20 protein-coding genes and 1 tRNA gene are annotated in these 18888 nt (G+C 69.8%); 12 read left to right on the top strand and 9 right to left on the bottom strand.

Features of this window, described 5'->3' with window-relative positions:
* Window positions 1-453 carry a type II toxin-antitoxin system PemK/MazF family toxin gene (locus FBY22_RS36575; protein WP_142152246.1) on the bottom strand — a complete coding sequence of 151 codons (453 nt, stop codon included), beginning with the start codon at window positions 451-453 and terminating at the stop codon, window positions 1-3.
* Between the two features lie 231 nt (window positions 454-684).
* On the opposite strand from FBY22_RS36575, the gene FBY22_RS36570 reads away from it, so the two are divergent.
* The gene (locus FBY22_RS36570) at window positions 685-1437 is read left to right on the top strand and encodes an MBL fold metallo-hydrolase (RefSeq protein ID WP_142152245.1); all 753 of its coding nucleotides are present in this window, start codon (window positions 685-687) and stop codon (window positions 1435-1437) included.
* 60 nt (window positions 1438-1497) lie between these two features.
* On the opposite strand, the gene FBY22_RS36565 is transcribed toward FBY22_RS36570, so the two are convergent.
* Both FBY22_RS36565 and FBY22_RS36560 read right to left on the bottom strand, forming a co-directional pair.
* Window positions 1498-2748: a PTS transporter subunit EIIC gene (locus tag FBY22_RS36565; RefSeq protein WP_142152244.1), complete on the bottom strand. Its 1251-nt coding sequence runs from the start codon at window positions 2746-2748 to the stop codon at window positions 1498-1500.
* A gap of 161 nt (window positions 2749-2909) precedes the next feature.
* The gene (locus FBY22_RS36560) at window positions 2910-4202 is read right to left on the bottom strand and encodes a PTS transporter subunit EIIC (protein ID WP_142152243.1); all 1293 of its coding nucleotides are present in this window, start codon (window positions 4200-4202) and stop codon (window positions 2910-2912) included.
* A 127-nt stretch (window positions 4203-4329) separates the two neighbouring features.
* Here FBY22_RS36560 and FBY22_RS36555 point away from each other — a divergent pair, with 127 nt between their 5' ends.
* From FBY22_RS36555 to rdgB, 4 genes are all read left to right on the top strand, one after another.
* A complete protein-coding gene (locus FBY22_RS36555; protein WP_058925056.1) occupies window positions 4330-4563 on the top strand; it encodes a glucose PTS transporter subunit EIIB in 234 nt (77 codons plus the stop codon).
* Window positions 4564-4683: 120 nt separating this feature from the next.
* Entirely contained in the window at window positions 4684-5421 is a 738-nt protein-coding gene (gene rph / locus FBY22_RS36550; RefSeq protein ID WP_142152242.1) for a ribonuclease PH, read from the top strand.
* Between the two features lie 144 nt (window positions 5422-5565).
* Window positions 5566-6000, top strand: coding sequence for a hypothetical protein (locus tag FBY22_RS36545; RefSeq protein ID WP_142152241.1), 435 nt, complete (start codon window positions 5566-5568; stop codon window positions 5998-6000).
* Window positions 6001-6034: 34 nt separating this feature from the next.
* Entirely contained in the window at window positions 6035-6637 is a 603-nt protein-coding gene (gene rdgB / locus FBY22_RS36540; protein WP_142152240.1) for an RdgB/HAM1 family non-canonical purine NTP pyrophosphatase, read from the top strand.
* Between the two features lie 46 nt (window positions 6638-6683).
* Here the strand turns inward: rdgB and FBY22_RS36535 are convergent.
* The 4 genes from FBY22_RS36535 to bcp form a co-directional block, all read right to left on the bottom strand.
* A tRNA-Leu gene (locus tag FBY22_RS36535) sits at window positions 6684-6758 on the bottom strand.
* Window positions 6759-6767: 9 nt separating this feature from the next.
* Window positions 6768-7445, bottom strand: coding sequence for an HNH endonuclease (locus FBY22_RS36530; RefSeq protein WP_260845287.1), 678 nt, complete (start codon window positions 7443-7445; stop codon window positions 6768-6770).
* Complete coding sequence (locus FBY22_RS36525; RefSeq protein WP_142152239.1) at window positions 7442-8092, bottom strand: HNH endonuclease signature motif containing protein; 651 nt, start codon at window positions 8090-8092, stop codon at window positions 7442-7444. The genes FBY22_RS36530 and FBY22_RS36525 overlap by 4 nt, the downstream gene beginning before the upstream one ends.
* A gap of 138 nt (window positions 8093-8230) precedes the next feature.
* Window positions 8231-8698: a thioredoxin-dependent thiol peroxidase gene (gene bcp, locus FBY22_RS36520; RefSeq protein WP_142152238.1), complete on the bottom strand. Its 468-nt coding sequence runs from the start codon at window positions 8696-8698 to the stop codon at window positions 8231-8233.
* Window positions 8699-8798: 100 nt separating this feature from the next.
* Here bcp and FBY22_RS36515 point away from each other — a divergent pair, with 100 nt between their 5' ends.
* Together FBY22_RS36515 and FBY22_RS36510 are read left to right on the top strand one after the other, a co-directional pair.
* The gene (locus FBY22_RS36515) at window positions 8799-9128 is read left to right on the top strand and encodes a DUF3618 domain-containing protein (protein ID WP_142152237.1); all 330 of its coding nucleotides are present in this window, start codon (window positions 8799-8801) and stop codon (window positions 9126-9128) included.
* Between the two features lie 77 nt (window positions 9129-9205).
* Window positions 9206-9508, top strand: coding sequence for a co-chaperone GroES (locus tag FBY22_RS36510; RefSeq protein ID WP_234490819.1), 303 nt, complete (start codon window positions 9206-9208; stop codon window positions 9506-9508).
* A gap of 70 nt (window positions 9509-9578) precedes the next feature.
* On the opposite strand, the gene FBY22_RS36505 is transcribed toward FBY22_RS36510, so the two are convergent.
* The gene (locus tag FBY22_RS36505; protein WP_142152235.1) at window positions 9579-12014 is read right to left on the bottom strand and encodes a transglycosylase domain-containing protein; all 2436 of its coding nucleotides are present in this window, start codon (window positions 12012-12014) and stop codon (window positions 9579-9581) included.
* A 272-nt stretch (window positions 12015-12286) separates the two neighbouring features.
* Between FBY22_RS36505 and FBY22_RS36500 the strand changes: the two genes are divergently transcribed.
* Genes FBY22_RS36500 through FBY22_RS36485 form a run of 4 tightly spaced genes read left to right on the top strand, consistent with a single transcriptional unit; the run spans window position 12287 to window position 15829 of the window.
* Window positions 12287-13087: an ABC-2 family transporter protein gene (locus FBY22_RS36500; RefSeq protein ID WP_142152234.1), complete on the top strand. Its 801-nt coding sequence runs from the start codon at window positions 12287-12289 to the stop codon at window positions 13085-13087.
* Complete coding sequence (locus FBY22_RS36495; protein WP_399212455.1) at window positions 13080-13949, top strand: ABC transporter permease; 870 nt, start codon at window positions 13080-13082, stop codon at window positions 13947-13949. Before FBY22_RS36500 ends, FBY22_RS36495 begins: the two co-directional genes overlap by 8 nt.
* 35 nt (window positions 13950-13984) lie before the next feature.
* Window positions 13985-14971 (top strand): ATP-binding cassette domain-containing protein, encoded by a 987-nt coding sequence (locus FBY22_RS36490; RefSeq protein WP_174267347.1) that lies wholly within the window; start codon window positions 13985-13987, stop codon window positions 14969-14971.
* Between the two features lie 33 nt (window positions 14972-15004).
* A complete protein-coding gene (locus FBY22_RS36485; RefSeq protein ID WP_142152233.1) occupies window positions 15005-15829 on the top strand; it encodes a DUF1707 domain-containing protein in 825 nt (274 codons plus the stop codon).
* Between the two features lie 20 nt (window positions 15830-15849).
* Here FBY22_RS36485 and FBY22_RS36480 read toward each other — a convergent pair whose 3' ends face one another.
* Window positions 15850-17181 (bottom strand): SGNH/GDSL hydrolase family protein, encoded by a 1332-nt coding sequence (locus FBY22_RS36480; protein ID WP_142152232.1) that lies wholly within the window; start codon window positions 17179-17181, stop codon window positions 15850-15852.
* A 231-nt stretch (window positions 17182-17412) separates the two neighbouring features.
* Between FBY22_RS36480 and FBY22_RS36475 the strand changes: the two genes are divergently transcribed.
* On the top strand, window positions 17413-18825 hold the full coding sequence (locus FBY22_RS36475; protein WP_142152231.1) for a DUF445 domain-containing protein: 1413 nt from the start codon (window positions 17413-17415) through the stop codon (window positions 18823-18825).
* Window positions 18826-18888 lie beyond the last annotated feature (63 nt).

Genomic DNA, 18888 nt, shown 5'->3' with positions numbered 1-18888 from the left:
TCACGTCGCCAGGTGACGGACCTGGTCCCACAGGACCGGGTCCACCACACCGGCCCGCCGCCGGAAATGCCACACCGGCACCTCGCGCAACTCGTCCGTCTCCAAAAAGCTCGCCCGGCCCTGACGGTCGCCCACCGCTCCCGGCGGCAGCGGGATCACCCCGGGCCGCTCGCCGTGGTACTTGCTGGTGATCTTCGCGACCGTCGCCCGCTCCCCGTGCACCACGAGCACCAGGCAGGGCCGGTCCTTTCCGCCGGGCCCGTCCTCGATGGGGACGTCGGCCCACCAGATCTCGGCGGGCCTGGGCCGTTGCCGTCCCCGCTCGCCCGGCCGCCCCGGCGGCCGCGTCCGCCGCCCCCCGGGCCGCCTCCCGCGCCCCCACCCGTCGACGAGCGTGGCGACCAGCGCCAGCAGTACCACGGCCGCGAGCGCAAGCCACCAGGACGTGTCCATGGGGACGACGTTACCGGGGCGCACCGCCCAGCGCGCGCCCTCTCTCACGCCTCACGCGCCCCACTTCCAGCCGAACCGGTGACACCACAGGTGAGTTCGCCCACAACAGCCCTTGGCGGAGGAGCGACGAGGAGTTTTGCGCCTTACGCTCGACGGACCGCACGACCCCCGACGCCCCATCCCCGATCTTCTGGATTCTCTGGATTTCCAGCCAGCGGAGGTTTCTGTTTCATGAAGCTCACCGTCGTCGGCTGCTCGGGGTCGTTCCCGTCCGCGGAATCGGCCTGCTCGAGCTACCTCGTCGAGGCCGACGGCTTCCGGCTGCTCCTCGACATGGGCAACGGCGCCCTCGGCGAGCTGCAGCGCCACTGCGGTCTCTACGACCTCGACGCGATCTTCCTCAGCCATCTGCACGCCGACCACTGCATCGACATGTGCGCGTACTTCGTCGCGCGCTACTACCGCCACGACGGCGGCCGCTGCGACCCGATCCCCGTCTACGGCCCCGAAGGCACCGAACACCGCCTGACCACCGCCTACGCGGACACCCCCACCGCCTCCTCGATGAGCGAGGTCTTCGACTTCCACACCGTCAAGCCGTCCACGTTCGAGATCGGCCCGTTCACGGTGCACACGGAACGCGTGGCCCATCCGGTGGAGGCGTACGGCATCCGGATCGAGCACGGCGGCAGGTCCCTGACGTACTCCGGTGACACGGGCGTGACCTCCGTGCTGGACGAACTCGCCCGCGACACCGACCTGTTCCTCTGCGAGGCGGCCTTCACGCACGGCAAGGAGAACATCCCCGACCTGCACCTCAACGGCCGCGAGGCGGGGGAGTCGGCGGCCCGGGCGGGCGCCCGGCGCCTGGTCCTCACCCACATCCCGCCGTGGACCGACCCGCAGATCAACCTGGCCGACGCGCGTGCCGCGTACGCGGGCCCGGTGGAGCTGGCGACGCCGAGGGTGACGTACGAGATCTGACGCCACGACGACGAAGGGCCCGGAGCCGTGCGGCTCCGGGCCCTTCGTGCTGTCGTGGGCTCACGCCTTGGTGAGGTCCTCGACCTCCTCCTCGGGCTCGCGGCCCGGGGTGGGGAGGTTGAACTTCGTGATGGCGAAGCGGAAGACGACGTAGTAGATCGCGCCGAAGACGAGACCGATCGGGATGATCAGCCAGGGCTTGGTGGCGAGGTTCCAGTTGAGGCCGTAGTCGATGGCGCCCGCGGAGAAGGTGAAGCCCGCGTGCACGCCCAGGGCCCAGGTGATGGCCATGGACAGGGCGGTGAGCACCGCGTGGATGCCGTAGAGCACCGGGGCGATGAACATGAACGAGAACTCGATCGGCTCGGTCACACCGGTCATGAAGGAGGTCAGCGCCAGCGAGATCATCATGCCCATCACGGCCTTGCGGCGCTCGGGGCGGGCGGAGTGCGCGATGGCGATCGCGGCGGCCGGCAGACCGAACATCATGATCGGGAAGAAGCCGGACATGAACTGACCGGCGGTCGGGTCACCGGCGAAGAAGCGGGTCAGGTCGCCGTGCACGACGGTGCCGGCGGCGTTCTTGAAGTCACCGATCTGGAACCAGGCCACGGAGTTGACGAACTGGTGCATGCCGATCGGGATCAGACCGCGGTTGATCAGACCGAACAGACCGGCACCGAAGGCCCCCAGGCCCGTGATCTGCTCGCCCAGGTTGGAGATGCCCTCACCGATCGGCTTCCAGACCAGGCCGAAGAAGACACCCATGACCAGACCGACGAAGGCCATGATGATCGGCACCAGCCGGCGGCCGTTGAAGAAGCCGAGCCAGTCCACCAGCTTGGTGCGGTGGAAGCGCTGCCAGAGCACGGCGGACAGCAGGCCCATGATGATGCCGCCGAGCACACCGGGGTTGTTGTAGGTCGCGGCTATGTCCGCGCCCTTGAGGACCTTCGCCTCGGTGACCGGGAACGCCTTGAGGACGTTGCTGTAGACCAGGAAGCCGACGAGCGCCGCGAGGGCCGTCGAGCCGTCGGACTTCTTCGCGAAGCCGATCGCCACACCGATGCAGAACAGCAGCGGCAGGTTGTCGAAGATCGCGCCACCCGCCGTTGCGAAGACCGCCGTGACCTTGTCGGGCAGGTGCAGCTTGTCGTGGATGTCCTGCTGGCCGAAGCGCAGCAGGATGCCGGCCGCCGGCAGTACGGCGATCGGGAGCTGCAGACTGCGACCAATCTTCTGCAGGCCCTGGAACAGGCCTGATCCCCACTTCTTCGTGGGGGCCGCCGTGGGCGCGGTGGCGGTGCTCATAGACTTCCTCCATCGGGTGGTGGTCTACACCACTCAGTGGTGTAGACCTGTTGTAGCACGATGAAGGTGGCATAAGGAACCCGCGATTCCCGTGACTGTGGTACTACGTTCGGCTACGTCCCGAGGACCCCTGAGGAGCACGCCTCGACGGCGTCCCGCTCCTACGCCTTGGTGACGTCCTCGCGCTCCTCCTCCGGCTCCCTGCCCGGAGTCCTGAGGTCGAACTTCGTGATCGCGAAACGGAAGATCGCGTAGTAGACGACGGCGAACCCGAGCCCGATCGGGACGATCGCCCAAGGTCTCGTCGCCAGGTTCCAGTTGATGATGTAGTCGATCAGCCCGGCCGAGAAGCTGAACCCGTCGTGCACCCCGAGCCCCCACGTCACCGCCATCGACACACCCGTCAACAGCGCGTGGATCGCGTACAGCACGGGCGCGATGAACAGGAACGAGTACTCGATCGGCTCGGTGATCCCGGTGACGAACGACGTCAGGGCGACCGACAGCATCAGGCCGCCGACCTCCTTGCGCCGTTCCGGACGGGCGCAGTGCGTGATCGCCAACGCGGCGGCCGGCAGCGCGAACATCATGATCGGGAAGAACCCGGACGTGAACTGGCCCGCGTTCGGATCGCCCGCCAGGAACATGTTGATGTCACCGTGCACCACCGTGCCGTCCGGCTTGGTGTAACTGCCGAACTGGAACCAGATGGGCACGTTCAGGAACTGGTGCAGCCCCACCACCAGCAGCGCCCGGTTGGCCACCCCGAACACGCCCGCACCCCAGGAGCCCAGGTCCTTCAGCCAGTTGGAGAAACTCTCCAGACCGTCGCCGATCGGTGGCCACACCCACAGACTCAGCGCCGCGAACGCGATCGCCACGAACGCCATGATGATCGGCACCAGCCGCCGGCCGTTGAAGAAGCCCAGCCAGTCCACCAGCTTCGTGCGGTGATAGCGCTGCCAGAAGAACGCCGTCACCAGCCCCATCACGATGCCGCCGAAGACCCCCGGGTTCTGGTACGTGAACCCCGCCACGGAGTTGTCGACCGTCGCCTGGCAGCCGATACCGGGCAGGGCCTTCGAACCGGGCGGGCAGTCCTTCGGGAACTGCAGCAGCACGTTGTGGTAGACGAGGAACCCGGCGACCGCCGCGAGCGCCGTCGAACCGTCCGCCTTCTTCGCCATGCCGATCGCGACACCCACACAGAACAACAGCGGAAGACCCAGCGAGCCGTCGAGCAGCGCCCCGCCCGCACCCGCCATCACCTTCGAGACGTTGTCCCAACCCAGCCCGTCCGCCCCGAACACGTCCGGCTGGCCAAGGCGGTTGAGGATGCCGGCGGCCGGCAGCACGGCGATCGGCAGCTGCAGACTGCGACCCATCTTCTGCAGCCCCTGAAACGCTCTGTTCCAGCGGGCGCGGCCCGGGCTCACCTCGGCTTCCGTGGTCATCGGTTGGCGACCGCCTGTCGTGTGGTGTAGACCAGTCGTGGACGAGTGGGTTGCTGTGACGTCATCCTTCGGTACACACGGCACAATCGCTCGCGAAGTTGGGCCACCTGTGCGTGAGGAGACCGAAATGGCCAGCAAGGCAGAGAAGATCGTCGCCGGGCTCGGCGGCATCGACAACATCGAAGAGGTCGAGGGCTGCATCACCCGCCTGCGCACCGAGGTCGTCGACGCGGCCAAGGTCGACGACGCCGCCCTCAAGGCCGCCGGCGCGCACGGGGTCGTCAAGATGGGCACCGCCATCCAGGTCGTCATCGGCACCGACGCCGACCCGATCGCCGCGGAGATCGAAGACATGATGTGAACCCCGGCCGGTTCACCCCCGAAGGCCCCTGCCCCGGCGGGGGCCTTCGCCATACCCGGAACCCTTGTCCCTACGGGAGGGCCCCTTTCCGCTTCCGCTCCTGCGGCTAGGCTCAGCGGCATGTCACGAATCGACGGCCGCACCCCCGAACAGCTCCGCCCCATCACCATCGAACGCGGCTGGAGCAAGCACGCCGAGGGCTCCGTCCTCGTCTCCTTCGGCGACACCAAGGTCTTCTGCACCGCCTCCGTCACCGAAGGCGTCCCCCGCTGGCGCAAGGGCAGCGGCGAGGGCTGGGTCACCGCGGAGTACGCCATGCTGCCCCGCGCCACCAACACCCGCGGCGACCGCGAGTCCGTCCGCGGCAAGATCGGCGGCCGCACCCACGAGATCTCCCGGCTCATCGGCCGCTCCCTGCGCGCCGTCATCGACTACAAGGCGCTCGGCGAGAACACCATCGTCCTCGACTGCGACGTCCTCCAGGCCGACGGCGGCACCCGCACCGCCGCCATCACCGGCGCCTACGTCGCCCTCGCCGACGCCGTCGCCTGGGCCCAGCGCAAGAAGCTGATCAAGGCCGGCCGCCAGCCGCTGACCGGCACGGTCTCCGCCGTCTCCGTCGGCATCGTCGGCGGCGTCCCCCTCCTCGACCTCCGCTACGAGGAGGACGTACGGGCCGACACCGACATGAACGTCGTCTGCACCGGCGACGGCCGCTTCGTCGAGGTCCAGGGCACCGCCGAGGCCGAGCCCTTCGCCCGCGACGAACTCAACGCCCTCCTCGACCTGGCCGTCACCGGCTGCACCGAACTCGCCGCCCTGCAGCGCAAGGCACTTGATACGGTCCTCGAAAAGTAAAGGGAAGCCCAAGGCAAGACGGCCGCTGAAGCAACCTCCGGCGCCCACCCCGGCGTCCCTGTGTATGCGGGCGCACGGCACACCGCCGTGCGCCCGACCAGTGCGGGGCCACCGGGGCCCGACGCAGAGGGAGGGACCACAGCCATGGCCGTCAGCCGAGGCCGCCGCAGTCTTCGACGTGACCGGAGTGCCCGCAGCCGCGGCATCGCCACCGCCCTCGCGGCCGTGGCGGCCGTCGCCCTCACGACCGGCCTCACCACCGGCTGCGACGCCGTCGACAAGGCCCTGGACTGCGTCCAGACCGCCGACACCATCGCCGACAGCGTCACCGACCTCCAGCAGGCCGTGGAGAACGCCTCCAACGACCCCACCCAGCTCGACGACTCCCTCGCCTCCATCGACAAGAACCTCGACAAGATCGGCGACAAGACCGACAACGCCGACGTCAACAAGGCGGTCGACGACCTCGGCAAGGCCGTCGACAACGTCCGCACCGCCATCAGGAACGGCGACAACACCCCCGACGTCAGCCCGGTCACCGACGCCGCGGGCGAACTGACCAAGGTCTGCACCTCCTGACGGAGCCGGCGGGCGGCCCGCGATACTGGTCGCCATGACCCGCCTGATCCTCGCCACCCGCAACGCCGGGAAGATCACCGAACTCCGGGCGATCCTCGCCGACGCCGGCCTCCCCCACGACCTCGTCGGCGCGGACGCCTACCCCGACATCCCAGACGTCAAGGAGACCGGCGTCACGTTCGCCGAGAACGCCCTCCTCAAGGCCCACGCCCTCGCCCGGGCCACCGGCCTGCCCGCCGTCGCCGACGACTCGGGCCTGTGCGTGGACGTCCTGGGCGGCGCGCCCGGCATCTTCTCCGCCCGCTGGGCCGGCAAGCACGGCGACGACAAGGCCAACCTGGACCTCCTCCTCGCCCAGCTCTCGGACATCGACGAGGCCCACCGGGGCGCCCACTTCGCCTGCGCGGCCGCGCTCGCCCTGCCCGACGGCACCGAGCGCGTGGTCGAGGGCCGCCTCCCGGGAACCCTGCGCCACACCCCGACCGGCACCAACGGCTTCGGCTACGACCCCATCCTCCAGCCGACCGGCGAGTCCCGGACCTGCGCGGAACTCACCCCGGAGGAAAAGAACGCGATCAGCCACCGCGGGAAGGCGTTCCGGGCACTGGTGCCGGTGGTGCGGGAGCTGCTGGGCTGAGGAAGGGAAGAGCGCGGCGCCCTGTAGGGAGCCGCGCTCTGAAAAGTGGGGCCGACGAGACTCGAACTCGCACTGTCCACTACCTAAAAGTGGTGCCTCCTGCCAGTTGGGCTACGGCCCCGCGTACACCTTACTGGTACCGGGCGAGCGGTCGCCGGATACCTCCTCTGCACCACGTACTGGTGACCGCGTGGCAGTTGGGACACAGCAGCCGCAAGTTCTCGCGCCGGTCGTCGCTCCAGTCCCCGTTGATGTGGTCGACTTCCAGCGTCATGGGCCTGCCGAGCCACTCGGGACCGATCCCGCACTCGGCGCACTGCTCTGGTTCACCCACCTCCACAAGCGCCCGCCGCAGCAGATGGCTTCTCGTCCGGCGTTCCCCGTCGTGCTGTACCAGGATTGCCTCAGCACTGCGAAGCGGCACGGTGCCCGGCCGGCCGCGCTGATGCGCTTGTCCCAGGAAGTGGGAGGTGTCGAGACCGTCCTCGGCCACCCACGTGCGGAACTCGGCGCGCAGCCGTCGGCTGTAGGGGGTCAGACCCAGTTCGCGCAGCGCACCGGCCACGGAGATCGCATTGTCAACCGCCCGCCGGAGTTCCTCAGCGGGCGGCCTGCTTGGCGTCCCGCGCCGTCTCTGGCGTGGCATGTGGGAGACATCGATCCCGAAGTGGTCAAAGCGCTGGAAGAGATGGCGGCGGAGATTGCCGTACGGCCGGGTGCCGAAGAAGGCGATGACCTCATCGATGTCCGCGCAGAGCGCCGCCGCCTCGGCCAGGCGTTCACGGGTGTAGTGCACGCCCTTCTTCAAGACGCTCGGCTCCTGCCCATCCCCTTGCCACGCCCCCGGTAACTATCGGTCGTCGAATGACAGTTGGGGCACAGCAGCCTCAGGTTCGAGATCCGGTTGTCCCGCCAGTTGCCGTCGATGTGGTCGACCTCCAGCGGGAGCGGTCGACCTCGCCAGACCGCCTCCGTACCGCACAGTGCGCACTGCTCCGGAACCCCCGACTCCGTCATCGCCCACCTGAGGCGGTCGCTCGGAACGCGTCGGGCCCGGCCGAGGGGCTGCTCGACGAGCAGACGTTCCGGCGTCCGGCGGTGTCGGGTCCCGCTGCGCCGGGGCGAGACCTGGAAGTGCGAGGTATCGATGCCGTACGCCTTGATCCGGCGGCTGATGTGCGTGTGGTGTCCGCCGACGACCTCCAGACCCAGCCGACGCAGCACCTCGCACATGGTCATGGAGGCCGACACCGCCTCCTGAAGGATCTCCCTGGTCCACTTGACCTCACGCTCGAAGTGAGACGTGTCCACTCCGAGTCTCCGCATCCGTTCCAGCACATAGCGCCGCGTCGGACTCTGCGCATCCACGCCTAGTCTTTCCAACGCCTCCGACAGCGTCCGCGCCCCTCGGGCCGCCGCCTCCAGCCGCTCCTTGGTGTATGCACTGGTCCCCATTGAGCCCCCTCCGTCCCGGCCGCGTGTTCGCATCTCAAACGGATCAACGAACAGGCCGTCCGACAGTCACGCCGCACATGTGAAGCGGCCCGCGCCGGGTCGCCCCGGGGCGGGCCGTTCATGCAGGGGGGACGGGGCTCAGATGTCCAGGTCCTTGATGATCTTGGCTACGTGGCCTGTCGCTCGGACGTTGTAGAGGGCTCGGTCGACCTTGCCCTCCTCGTCCACGACGATCGTGGAGCGGATGACGCCCATGTAGGTCTTGCCGTAGTTCTTCTTCTCGCCGTAGGCGCCGTAGGCCTCGGTGACCGTCTTCTCCGGGTCCGCGAGGAGGGTGACCTTCAGGGACTCCTTCTCGCGGAACTTCGCCAGCTTCTCCGGCTTGTCGGGGGAGATGCCGATGACGTCGTAGCCGGCGCCGGCCAGGAGGTCGAGGTTGTCCGTGAAGTCGCACGCCTGCTTGGTGCAGCCTGGAGTGAGGGCCGCCGGGTAGAAGTAGACGATGACCTTGCGGCCCTTGTGGGACGACAGGGACACGTCGTTGCCGTCGGCGTCGGGGAGGGTGAAGTCGGGGGCCACGTCCCCCGGCTGGAGTCGCTCGCTCATCGGACCAGCGTAACCGGGGGTCCTGACAGTGCGGTGGACGGCGGAACTGACAGACTGTCCAGAACAGCAACAGGCATCGGCTGACTTCGGAGGCCCAACCGTGGCGGACACGTCGGACACCAGAACCCCGGCGCAGATCGAGGCGGACATCAAGCGCCGGCGCGATGTGCTGGCCGAGACCCTCGACGAGATCGGGGTGCGGGTACACCCCAAGACGATCGTCGGCGACGCCAAGGCCAAGGTCGTGTCCAATATCGACCACACGCTCGGGCGGGCCTACGTCGGCGTCAACAAGGCCGTCAGCGACGTACGGGCCGGCTTCGTGGACCAGGACGGCGCGCCCCGTCTGGAGCGGATCGTGCCCGTCGCGCTCGTCGCCGTCGGCCTGGTGGGCCTGCTGGCCCTCGGTACCCGGCGGCGCAGGGGCTGAGCGAGAGCTGTAGGTTCGAGGACGTGAGCGCCAACAGAAACGACCAGAGCACCAGTCACGACAAGCTGCCCATCCGGATGCTGCACGACCGGGTCCTGGTCAAGCAGGAGACCGGTGAGGGCGAGCGTCGTTCCGGCGGGGGCATCCTGATTCCCGCCACCGCGGCGGTCGGGCGTCGGCTGGCGTGGGCCGAGGTCGTGGCCGTCGGCCAGAACGTGCGCACCGTGGAGCCCGGTGACCGTGTCCTGTTCGACCCGGAGGACCGGGCCGAGGTCGAGGTGCGGGGCGTGGCCTACGTACTGATGCGCGAGCGCGATCTGCACGCCGTGGCCGCCGACCGCTTCGAGGGGTCCGAGGACACGACGGGGCTGTATCTGTAAGCCGTGGCAGCGGCGTCGAAAAGGGCTGGTGACCGCGGTCACCAGCCCTTTTCGCGTACTCCCTGCCGGGCTACTGCCGGCGGCCCGTGATCTGTGGGCCCGCCGTTGTGCCGGTCGTGCCCCCGGTGTCCGTGCCGCCCGTCGTTCCGCCGGTCGTCCCTCCGGTGTCCGTGCCGCCCGTGGTGCCGCCGGTCGTCCCTCCGGTGTCCGTGCCGCCCGTGGTGCCACCCGTCGTGGTGCCGCCGTTCGTGGTGCCGCCCGTGGTGGTGCCGCCGTTGGTGGTGTCACCGCCGGTGGTGGTGCCCGTCGTGCCGTTCGTGGGCGTGCCGCCGGTGGTCTGGCCCTGGGTCTGGCCCTGGTTGTCCTGGCCGCCGGTGCCCGGGGTGCCGCCGTTGTCCTGGCCGCCGGTGCCGGGCGTGACCACGTCGGTCGGCGGGGCCGGGATCTGGTCGGCGCCCGGCTGCAGCTGGAGGTCGAAGTCGGTGGCCGGCTTCCCCTTCAGGGCATCCCGGGTGTACTGCGCCCAGATCTCGGTGGGCGGGCCGCCGCCGTTGACGCGCTGCAGGCCGAGGGCGCCGTAGAGCGGCTGGTGGGCCGCGGTCACCGGGTCCTGGCCCATCACCGCGACGACCGTGGCGAGGTCGGGGGTGTAGCCGGCGAACCAGGCGGCGGTGTCCTTCTCCGCGGTGCCGGTCTTGCCGGCGGCGGGGCGGCCGGCGGCCTGGGCGGCGGTCGCGGTGCCGTTGTCGACGACGCTCTGCAGCACCGAGGTCGTGGTGTCGGCGGCCTCGCGGTTGACGGCCTGCGTGGTCGCGCCCTTCGGCAGTGTGACGGGCCGGCCGTCCTTGGTCATCGACTCGATCATCGTGTACGTGCCGTGCTCGCCGTGGTTGGCGAGGGTCGCGTAGGCCTGAGCCATGTCGAGGACGCTGGCCCTGGCCACGCCGAGCGCGATGGACGGGTAGGCGGACAGCTCGGGGGTGTCGGAGGGGAGGCCGAGGTCGACGGCCGTCTGCTTCACCTTGGAGGGGCCGACGTCCACCGCCATCTGGGCGTACACGGCGTTGACGGACTTGTCGGTGGCGGTGCGCACGGTGATGTCGCCGTAGGAGACGTCGTCCTCGTTGGCGGGGGCGTAGGTGCCGTTCCAGCCCTGGACGGGGCGCTTGTTGGTGCCGTCGTAGTAGGTGTTGGGGGTGATGGTGTCGCCGTCCTGCGTCTGGGAGTGGTTCTGGACGGCGGAGGCGAACACGAAGGGCTTGAAGGTGGAGCCGACCTGGAAGTCCTCGCGGGTCGCGCCGTTGGTGTACTGCTTGACGTAGTCGATGCCGCCGTACATGGCGACGATCTTGCCGGTCTTCGGGTCGACGGAGGCGCCGCCGGCCCGGACGTAGTTGTCGACCTTGCGGCCCTTCTTGTCGAGCTTGGACATCAGCTTGTCGTTCACCGCCTTGACGAAGGCGTCCTGCTTGCTCTTCTGCAGGGTGGTGGTGATGCGGTAGCCGCCGCGGGCGAGGGTGTCCTCGTCGACGATGTGGTGCTTGTCCAGGTACTCCTTGATGGCGCGGACGATGTAGCCGCGCTGCCCGGACATGCCGGTGGAGGCGGTCTGCTGCTTGGGCGCGGGGAACTTCAGGCCGGCCCGCTGCGACTCGGTCAGCCAGCCCTTCTTGACCATGCCGTCCAGGACGTAGTTCCAGCGGGCGACGGCCGCGGCCTTGTTCTCGGGGTGGGCGACGACGTCGTACTCGCTGGGCGCGTTGACCAGGGCGGCGAGGTAGGCGGCGTGGGCGGCGTCGAGGTCGGTGGCGTCCTGGCCGTAGTAGGCCTGGGCGGCGGCCTGGATGCCGTAGGCGTTGCGGCCGAAGTAGCTGGTGTTGAGGTAGCCCTCGAGGATCTCGTCCTTGGACTTCTCGCGGTCGAGCTTGATCGCGATGAAGAACTCCTTCACCTTGCGGGTGACGGTCTGCTCCTGCTCCAGGTAGTAGTTCTTCACGTACTGCTGGGTGATGGTGGAGCCGGACTGCTTGCCCTTGCCGGTGGCGGTGTTCCAGGCGGCGCGCAGCATCGCCTTGGGGTCGACGGCGGACTCGGTGTAGAAGTCGCGGTCCTCGGCGGCGAGGACGGCGTGCTGGGCCTCCTTGGAGACCTGGGCGAGGGTGACGTTCTCCCGGTTGACCTCGCCGTCGCGGGCGAGTTGGGTGCCGTCGGCGTACAGGTAGACGTTGGCCTGCTTGGTCGCGAGGTCGTTGGCGGTGGGGATCTGCACCATGGAGTAGCCGAGGAAGAACAGGCCGACCAGCAGCAGGACGCCGATGACGAAGCCGCCCAGGACCATGCGCCAGGTGGGGAGCAGCCGGCGCCAGCCGGTCCGCTTGGGCCGCTTGGGCTTCTTGCCCCCGGGGTCCGCCGGTCCGGCGGGGACCTCGGCCACCGCCTGGGCCGCCTGCGGCTCTTTGGTGGCCGGTCCCTGGGCCGGCTGCTGCGGCTGCGGCTCGTCGCTCATGGTGTGCGGAGACTCCTGTTTTGCGGTACCTCGTACGATCCGAAGGGCCCGTACGTCTCTGGCGCGCTTTGGGCGCCTTCGTGAGAGGAGGCTACTCACGCCTCCTTTGATGAAGACTGTCCCATCCGTCGATCAGTTCCCCGAACCGCGGCACGCATCCCCGTGGCCGAAAGCCGCCGGGTCGGCGGCGCCCGGAAAATCGGTGGCCCGGCCCGTCGGCCCGCCGCTAGGCTCCTGCGCTTCGGTGTCGGCGGGCCGAGGAGGGCTGTGGTGTGGGCGCTGGGCGGTTGTACGTCGCCGTCGCGGCGGGGGGATTCAGAAGATACGCGACGTATCGGGCGGCGACGGTTGCGGGGGTGTTCACCAACACCGCGTTCGGGCTGATCCTCGTCTACACGTACATGGCGCTGTGGGACGAGCGGCCGCACCTCGGGGGCTATGACCTTCCGCAGGCGATCACGTACGTGTGGATCGGGCAGTCGCTGTTCAAGACGCTGGCCAACGGCGGCGGGGGCGTCGAGACGGAGCTGATGGAGCGGATCCGCACCGGGGACGTCGCCGTGGACCTGTACCGGCCGGCCGACCTGCAGTTGTGGTGGCTGGCCACGGACCTGGGGCGGGCCGGGTTCGAGTTCCTGGGGCGCGGGGTGGTGCCCTTCGTGTTCGGCGCGCTGTTCTTCGACATGGCGCTGCCCGCGGATGTGACCACCTGGCTGGCCTTCCTGGTCTCCGTGGCGCTTGCGATGCTGGTCAGTTTCGCGATCCGGTATCTGGTGGCGCTGAGCGCGTTCTGGCTGATGGACGGCACCGGTGTGATCCAGATGGCGTGGCTGCTGGGCTGGTTCTGCTCGGGCATGCTGCTGCCGCTCAACGTCTTCCCGGGCGCGCTGGGCGAGGTCGTACGGGCGCTGCCCTGGTCGTCGCTGCTGCAGGCGCCCGCCGACGTGTTCCTCGGGCAGGCCGATCCGCTGGGCACGTACGCCTTCCAGGCGGTGTGGGCGGTGGTGCTGCTGGCGGCCGGGCGGATGGTGCAGTCGGCGGCGACGCGCAGGGTGGTGGTGCAGGGTGGCTGAGAGCTGCCGGCTGGACGCCGGGGTGCACCGGAGGGCCGAGGAGGTTCCGGGCGGCCGCGTCCGGGAGGGGGTGCGGGCGTACTTCCTGATCGCGTGCATGTGGATCCGCTCCACGATGGCCTACCGCACGTCGTTCGCCCTCATGACGCTGACGAACTTCGCGACGACCGCGCTCGACTTCGTCGCGATCCTGCTGATGTTCTCCCGCGTCGACGCGCTCGGCGGCTACTCGCTGCAGCAGGTCGCCTTCCTCTACGGGGTCTCCAGCACCACGTTCGGGCTCGCCGACATGGTGATCGGCTCCATGGAGCGGCTGGGGCGGCGGGTGCGCGACGGCACACTGGACACCCTGCTGGTGCGGCCGGCGCCGGTGCTGGCGCAGATGGCCGCCGACCAGTTCGCGCTGCGGCGGCTGGGCCGTACCAGCCAGGGCGCGCTGGTGCTGGGGTGGGCGCTGCTGCGGCTCGACATCGACTGGACGCCGCTGAAGGTGCTGCTGATGCCGGTGATGCTGGTGAGCGGCTGCGCCATCTTCTGCGCGGTGTTCATCGCGGGCGCGGCCTTCCAGTTCGTGGCGCAGGACGCCGCCGAGGTGCAGAACGCGTTCACCTACGGCGGTACGACGCTGCTGCAGTACCCGCCGACGGTGTTCGCGACGGAGCTGCTGCGCGGGGTGACGTACGTGCTGCCGCTGGCGTTCGTCAACTGGCTGCCGGCGACCTACGTGTTGGGGCTGCCCTACCCGTTGGGGCTGCCGGAGTGGGCGGCGTTCCTGTCGCCGCTGGTGGCCGCGGTGTGCGTGGGGCTGGCTGGGCTGGCGTGGCGGGCGGGGCTCAGGTCGTACCGGAGCACGGGCAGTTGAGGGCCGGCGAGAACCTAAAGGGCTGCGGAGGACTGATGGACGACGGCTTCATCGAACTCGACCGGGTCGAGAAGGTCTTCGACGTGCGCAGGAAGACCGGGTTCCTGCGCCGGGAGCGGCGGTCGGTGCGCGCCGTCGACTCCCTGTCCTTCACCGTCGCGCGCGGCGAGATGGTCGGGTACATCGGGCCGAACGGCGCGGGCAAGTCGACGACGATCAAGATGCTCACCGGCATCCTGACCCCGTCCGGCGGCCGGCTGCGGGTCGCGGGCATCGACCCTTCCCGTGAGCGGACGCGGCTCGCGCGCCGGATCGGGGTGGTGTTCGGGCAGCGTACGACGCTGTGGTGGGACCTGCCCCTGATCGACTCCTACCGGCTGGCGCACCGCATGTACCGCATCCCGGACGCCCGTTACCGCGAGAATCTGGAGCGCTGCGTCGAACTGCTGGAGCTGGGCGAGTTGTTGGACGTCCCGGTACGGCAGCTGTCGCTGGGGCAGCGGATGCGGGGCGACATCGCGGCGGCGCTCCTGCACGAACCCGAGGTGCTCTACCTGGACGAGCCGACGATCGGGCTGGATGTGATCTCCAAGTCCAAGGTGCGCGGTTTCCTGCGGGAGTTGAACGCCGAGCGCGGCACGACGGTGCTGCTGACCACGCACGACCTGCAGGACATCGAGCAGCTGTGCTCGCGGGTGATGGTCATCGACCACGGGCGGCTGATGTACGACGGTGCGCTCGCCGGACTGCACGAGGTGGGCGAGAGCGAGCGGACCCTGGTGGTCGACCTGGAGCGGGAGCTGCCGCCGATCGAGGCCCCGCCCGCGCGGGTCGTCAGGGTGGAGGGCCCGCGGCAGTGGCTGGCGTTCCCGGCGGCGCAGTCGGCGGCGGACTTGGTGGCGCGGATGGCGGCGCGGTACCCGCTGGTGGACCTTTCGGTGCGGGAGCCCGACATCGAGGCGGTGATCGCCCGGATGTACGCGGGCGGGACGGCGGACGAGGCGGAGAAAGCGGTGTCGTAGCCTCCCGCCGGGGGAGCTCGTAGGCTGCTGTCCATGACCGATGACGCCGCAGTCCCGGAACTCCGCGCATCCGACGCCGACCGTGAGCGAGTCGCCGAGGTCCTGCGGGACGCCCTCGCGGAGGGGCGCCTGGACATGGCGGAGTTCGAGGAGCGGCTGGAGGCCACGTACCAGGCGCGGACGTACGGCGAGCTGGCGCCGATCACCCGTGACCTGCCCGTCGGGCAGGTCACCCATCCCGCCGTGTCCCTGGTCAAGGACCCACAGGAAAGCGGGGATTGGGGCGGGCGGATCGTCGGCGGCGAGGGCTCGTCGAGCTGGGCCGTCGCCGTCATGTCGGGCTTCGAGCGCAAGGGCCGCTGGACCGTGCCCAGGCGGTTCAACTGCTTCGCCCTGATGGGCGGCGGCGAACTCGACCTGCGGGACGCGAACTTCGCCGACCACCAGGTGGAGATCAACTGCGTGACGATCATGGGCGGGGTGAACGTCATCGTGCCGCCCGGCGTCGAGGTCGTGGTGCGCGGCATCGGGATCATGGGCGGCTTCGACCACACCGAGGAGGGCGTGCCCCCAGCGCCGGGCGCCCCCCGGGTGGTCGTGACCGGCTTCGCCCTGATGGGCGGCGTCGGCGTCGAGCGCAAGCTGACCCGCGAGGAGCGGCGCCGGCTGAAGGAGGAGCGCCGCCAGGAACGCCTGGAGCGCAGGTCCGGCCGGGCACTCGACGAGGGCCTCGGCGACCACACGCGGATGCTCGAGGAGCACCGCGAGTGGCGGCGCGACCTCAGGGACGAGCGCCGCGAACGCCAGCGCGAGCGGCACGAGGAGCGTCGCGAGAGGCGCCGCCGCGACGAGTACTGAAGTCGCCGCCGGGCGGCCGTCTACAGCTCTGCCGGGGCTGCGCCCTTGAGCTCGTCCAGGTCGACGGCCTGGGCCATGCGCGCATAGCCCTTGTCGCTGGGGTGAAGGTGGTCGCCCGAGTCGTAGTCGGAGCGCAGCCTGCGCGGGTTGTACGGGTCCCTGAGGGCCTGGTCGAAGTCGACGACCGCGTCGTAGACCCGGCCCGCGCGGATCTCGGCGTTGACCTGTTCCCGTACCGCCTCCCGCGCCGGCGTGTAGCCCCGGTGGCCCTGGAAGGGCATGAGGGTCGCGCCGATGACCTTGATGCCCCGGGCGTGGGCCTGGCGGACCAGGGTGCGCAGGCCGGTGAGGATCTTGTCCGGGTCGGCGAGCCGGGGGTTGCGCAGGATGTCGTTGACGCCCAGGTCGATCACGACGACCTTGACGTTCGTACGCGAGAGCACGTCACGGGAGTAGCGCAGCAGACCGCTCTGGTTGTCGGCCGGCCGGCCCAGACCGTTGGCGAGGACCTGGTTGCCGCTGATGCCCTGGTTGATGACGCTGTAGCGGGGCACGTCCTGGCCGGAGGCGACCGCCGAGCGCAGCCGGTCGGAGAGGACGTCGGGCCAGCGGTGGTCGGCGCCCTGCGTGGAGGTGATGCCGTCGGTGAGCGAGTCGCCGAAGGCGACCACGGTGCCGCCGGCGTCGTTGCTCAGCACGTCGAGGGCGGTGAGGTAACGCCAGTACGGCGTCTGCTCGGTGTATCCGGTGCCGGTCACGTCCTCGGTGAGGTCGCCCTGGCCGACGTAGGAGATCTGGCGCGCGTGCTGGTGGAACGTGACCGGGCCGGACGCGGTCGGGGAGTACGTGGTGACCAGGATGTCGCCCCCCTGCGGGACGACGATGCGGACGGCGTCGCTCAGGACCTGGCCGCCGGCCGGTATGACGACCGCGGTGCCGCCGTTGAAGGTCAGCCTGCGCATCGTCTCCGCGTTCGCCGCGGCGGTGTCGGAGGCGGCGGCCACGGCTATGGAGGCGTGCGTGATGGTCAGCGCCGACTGGCCGTAGAGGTTGGAGAGCGTGATGCGGGCACTCGTACCGCCGACGCTCGCGTGGACGACGTTGCGGACCGAGCGGCCCGCCATGCCCTCGACCTCGGTGCCGGGCTCGGCTCCCCCCGGGGAGGCGGACCAGGCGCCGACCCAGGTGCCGGTCGAGGCGGGGGCGGCCGGGTTGTGCGGGAGGCCGCCGCCCGCGAGGGCGTTGGTGGTGGTGCCGTCGTCGGCGGTGACGCCGACATATATCGCGGTCGACAGGCCCACTATCAGGGCCACGATCGCGGAAAGCAGGGCATAACCGTGACGCTTGGTCATGCGGTGGGTGTCTCCTCGGGCAGTGGAGCCCCGAGGCTCCGTAGTGATCATCCCAATGATGCGGCATGGACGATGCGGCCTGGGACGAGGGTGCTCGGCAGGACCCCCCATTGGGCCACTGGAGTTCACGACGAACTCCCCCTCCTCACAGACGCCGGGAACTCTCGATTCGTTCCAGGAGTCGGTCAGGAAGGGACAATATGTGCACGGGATCACGAACGGGTGGAGTGAATGGAACGTACAGACCCGGACAAAGCGGGAGATGGGGCGAGGCGCGGGGTGGAAGCCGGGGAGGACAGGGCGGCCCTGGGCGCGGGGGCCGGGCATGCCCGACCCGCGGCGGCTGGTCCACGGGGCGTCCCCGCCTCCGCCGCCCGCGCGATGACCACCTTCAGCGCGGCCGACCTGGAGAAGCAGCGCGGGGTGCGCCGTATGAAGCTCACCGCCCTCGGGCTGCTGCTGTTCGTGGCCCTGGTCTACGTCCTCGCCACATGGGCCCACAACTCCGGCGCCGGCGCGTGGGCGGGCTATGTCGCCGCCGCGTCCGAGGCCGGGATGGTCGGCGCCATGGCCGACTGGTTCGCGGTCACCGCCCTGTTCCGCCGGCCACTCGGGCTGCCCATCCCGCACACCGCGATCATCCCGACGAAGAAGGACCAGCTGGGCGTCTCGCTGGGGGAGTTCGTCGGGGAGAATTTCCTCTCCCAGGACGTCGTACGGCAGCGGCTGCGGGCCGTCGGCATCGGAAGCCGGCTCGGCGCGTGGCTGGCCGAGCCCGAGCACGCGGACCGGGTGACCGCCGAACTGTCGGCCGCCCTGCGTGGCGCGATGACCGTCCTGCGGGACTCCGACGTCCAGGCCGTGGTCGGGGAGGCCATCACCCGGCGGGCCGACGCGCAGGAGATCGCGCCCGGCATCGGGAAGATGCTGGAGAAGGTCGTCGCCGACGGCGGGCACAAGAGGGTCGTCGACCTCATCGTCACCCGTGCCCACGACTGGCTGGTGTGGCACGACACCGAGATCATGGACGCCGTGCAGGGCGGGGCGCCCGGCTGGACCCCGCGGTTCGTCGACAAGAAGGTCGGCGAACGCGTCTACAAGGAACTCCTGCGGTTCGTCACCGAGATGCGGGACATGCCCTCCCACCCGGCGCGCGGAGCGCTGGACCGGTTCCTCACCGATTTCGCCTCCGACCTGCAGTCCGACACGGACACGCGCGCGCGTGTCGAACGGCTGAAGGGCGAGGTGCTCGGGCGGGGCGAGGTGCAGGACCTCATCGCCTCCGCCTGGACCGCCGTACGGTCGATGATCGTGTCCGCCGCCGAGGACGAACGCAGCGAACTGCGGCTGCGGGTACGGGCCTCGCTGCTGTCCCTCGGCGCGCGGATGGCCGTCGACGAGAAGCTGCAAGGAAAGGTCGACGGGTGGGTGGAGGGGGCGGCCGTGTACGTCGTCACGACGTACCGCAAGGAGATCACCTCCCTGATCACCGACACCGTGGCGGGCTGGGACGCCGAGCACACCACTCGCAAGATCGAGGCCCACATCGGGCGTGACCTGCAGTTCATCCGGATCAACGGCACGGTGGTCGGTTCCCTGGTGGGGCTGCTGATCTACACCGTGTCGCGGGCGCTGGGGGCGTGAGGCGAGCTTAGGGCGGCGGAGTGCGGGCACACGTGCTCAGTGTCTCTCGAGGGCGAGAGGACG

This window comes from Streptomyces sp. SLBN-31 (assembly GCF_006715395.1).
Taxonomy (GTDB): Bacteria; Actinomycetota; Actinomycetes; order Streptomycetales; family Streptomycetaceae; genus Streptomyces.
The sequence above is the reverse complement of the archived record's forward strand: the minus strand, read 5'-3'. Positions and strand labels throughout refer to the sequence as shown.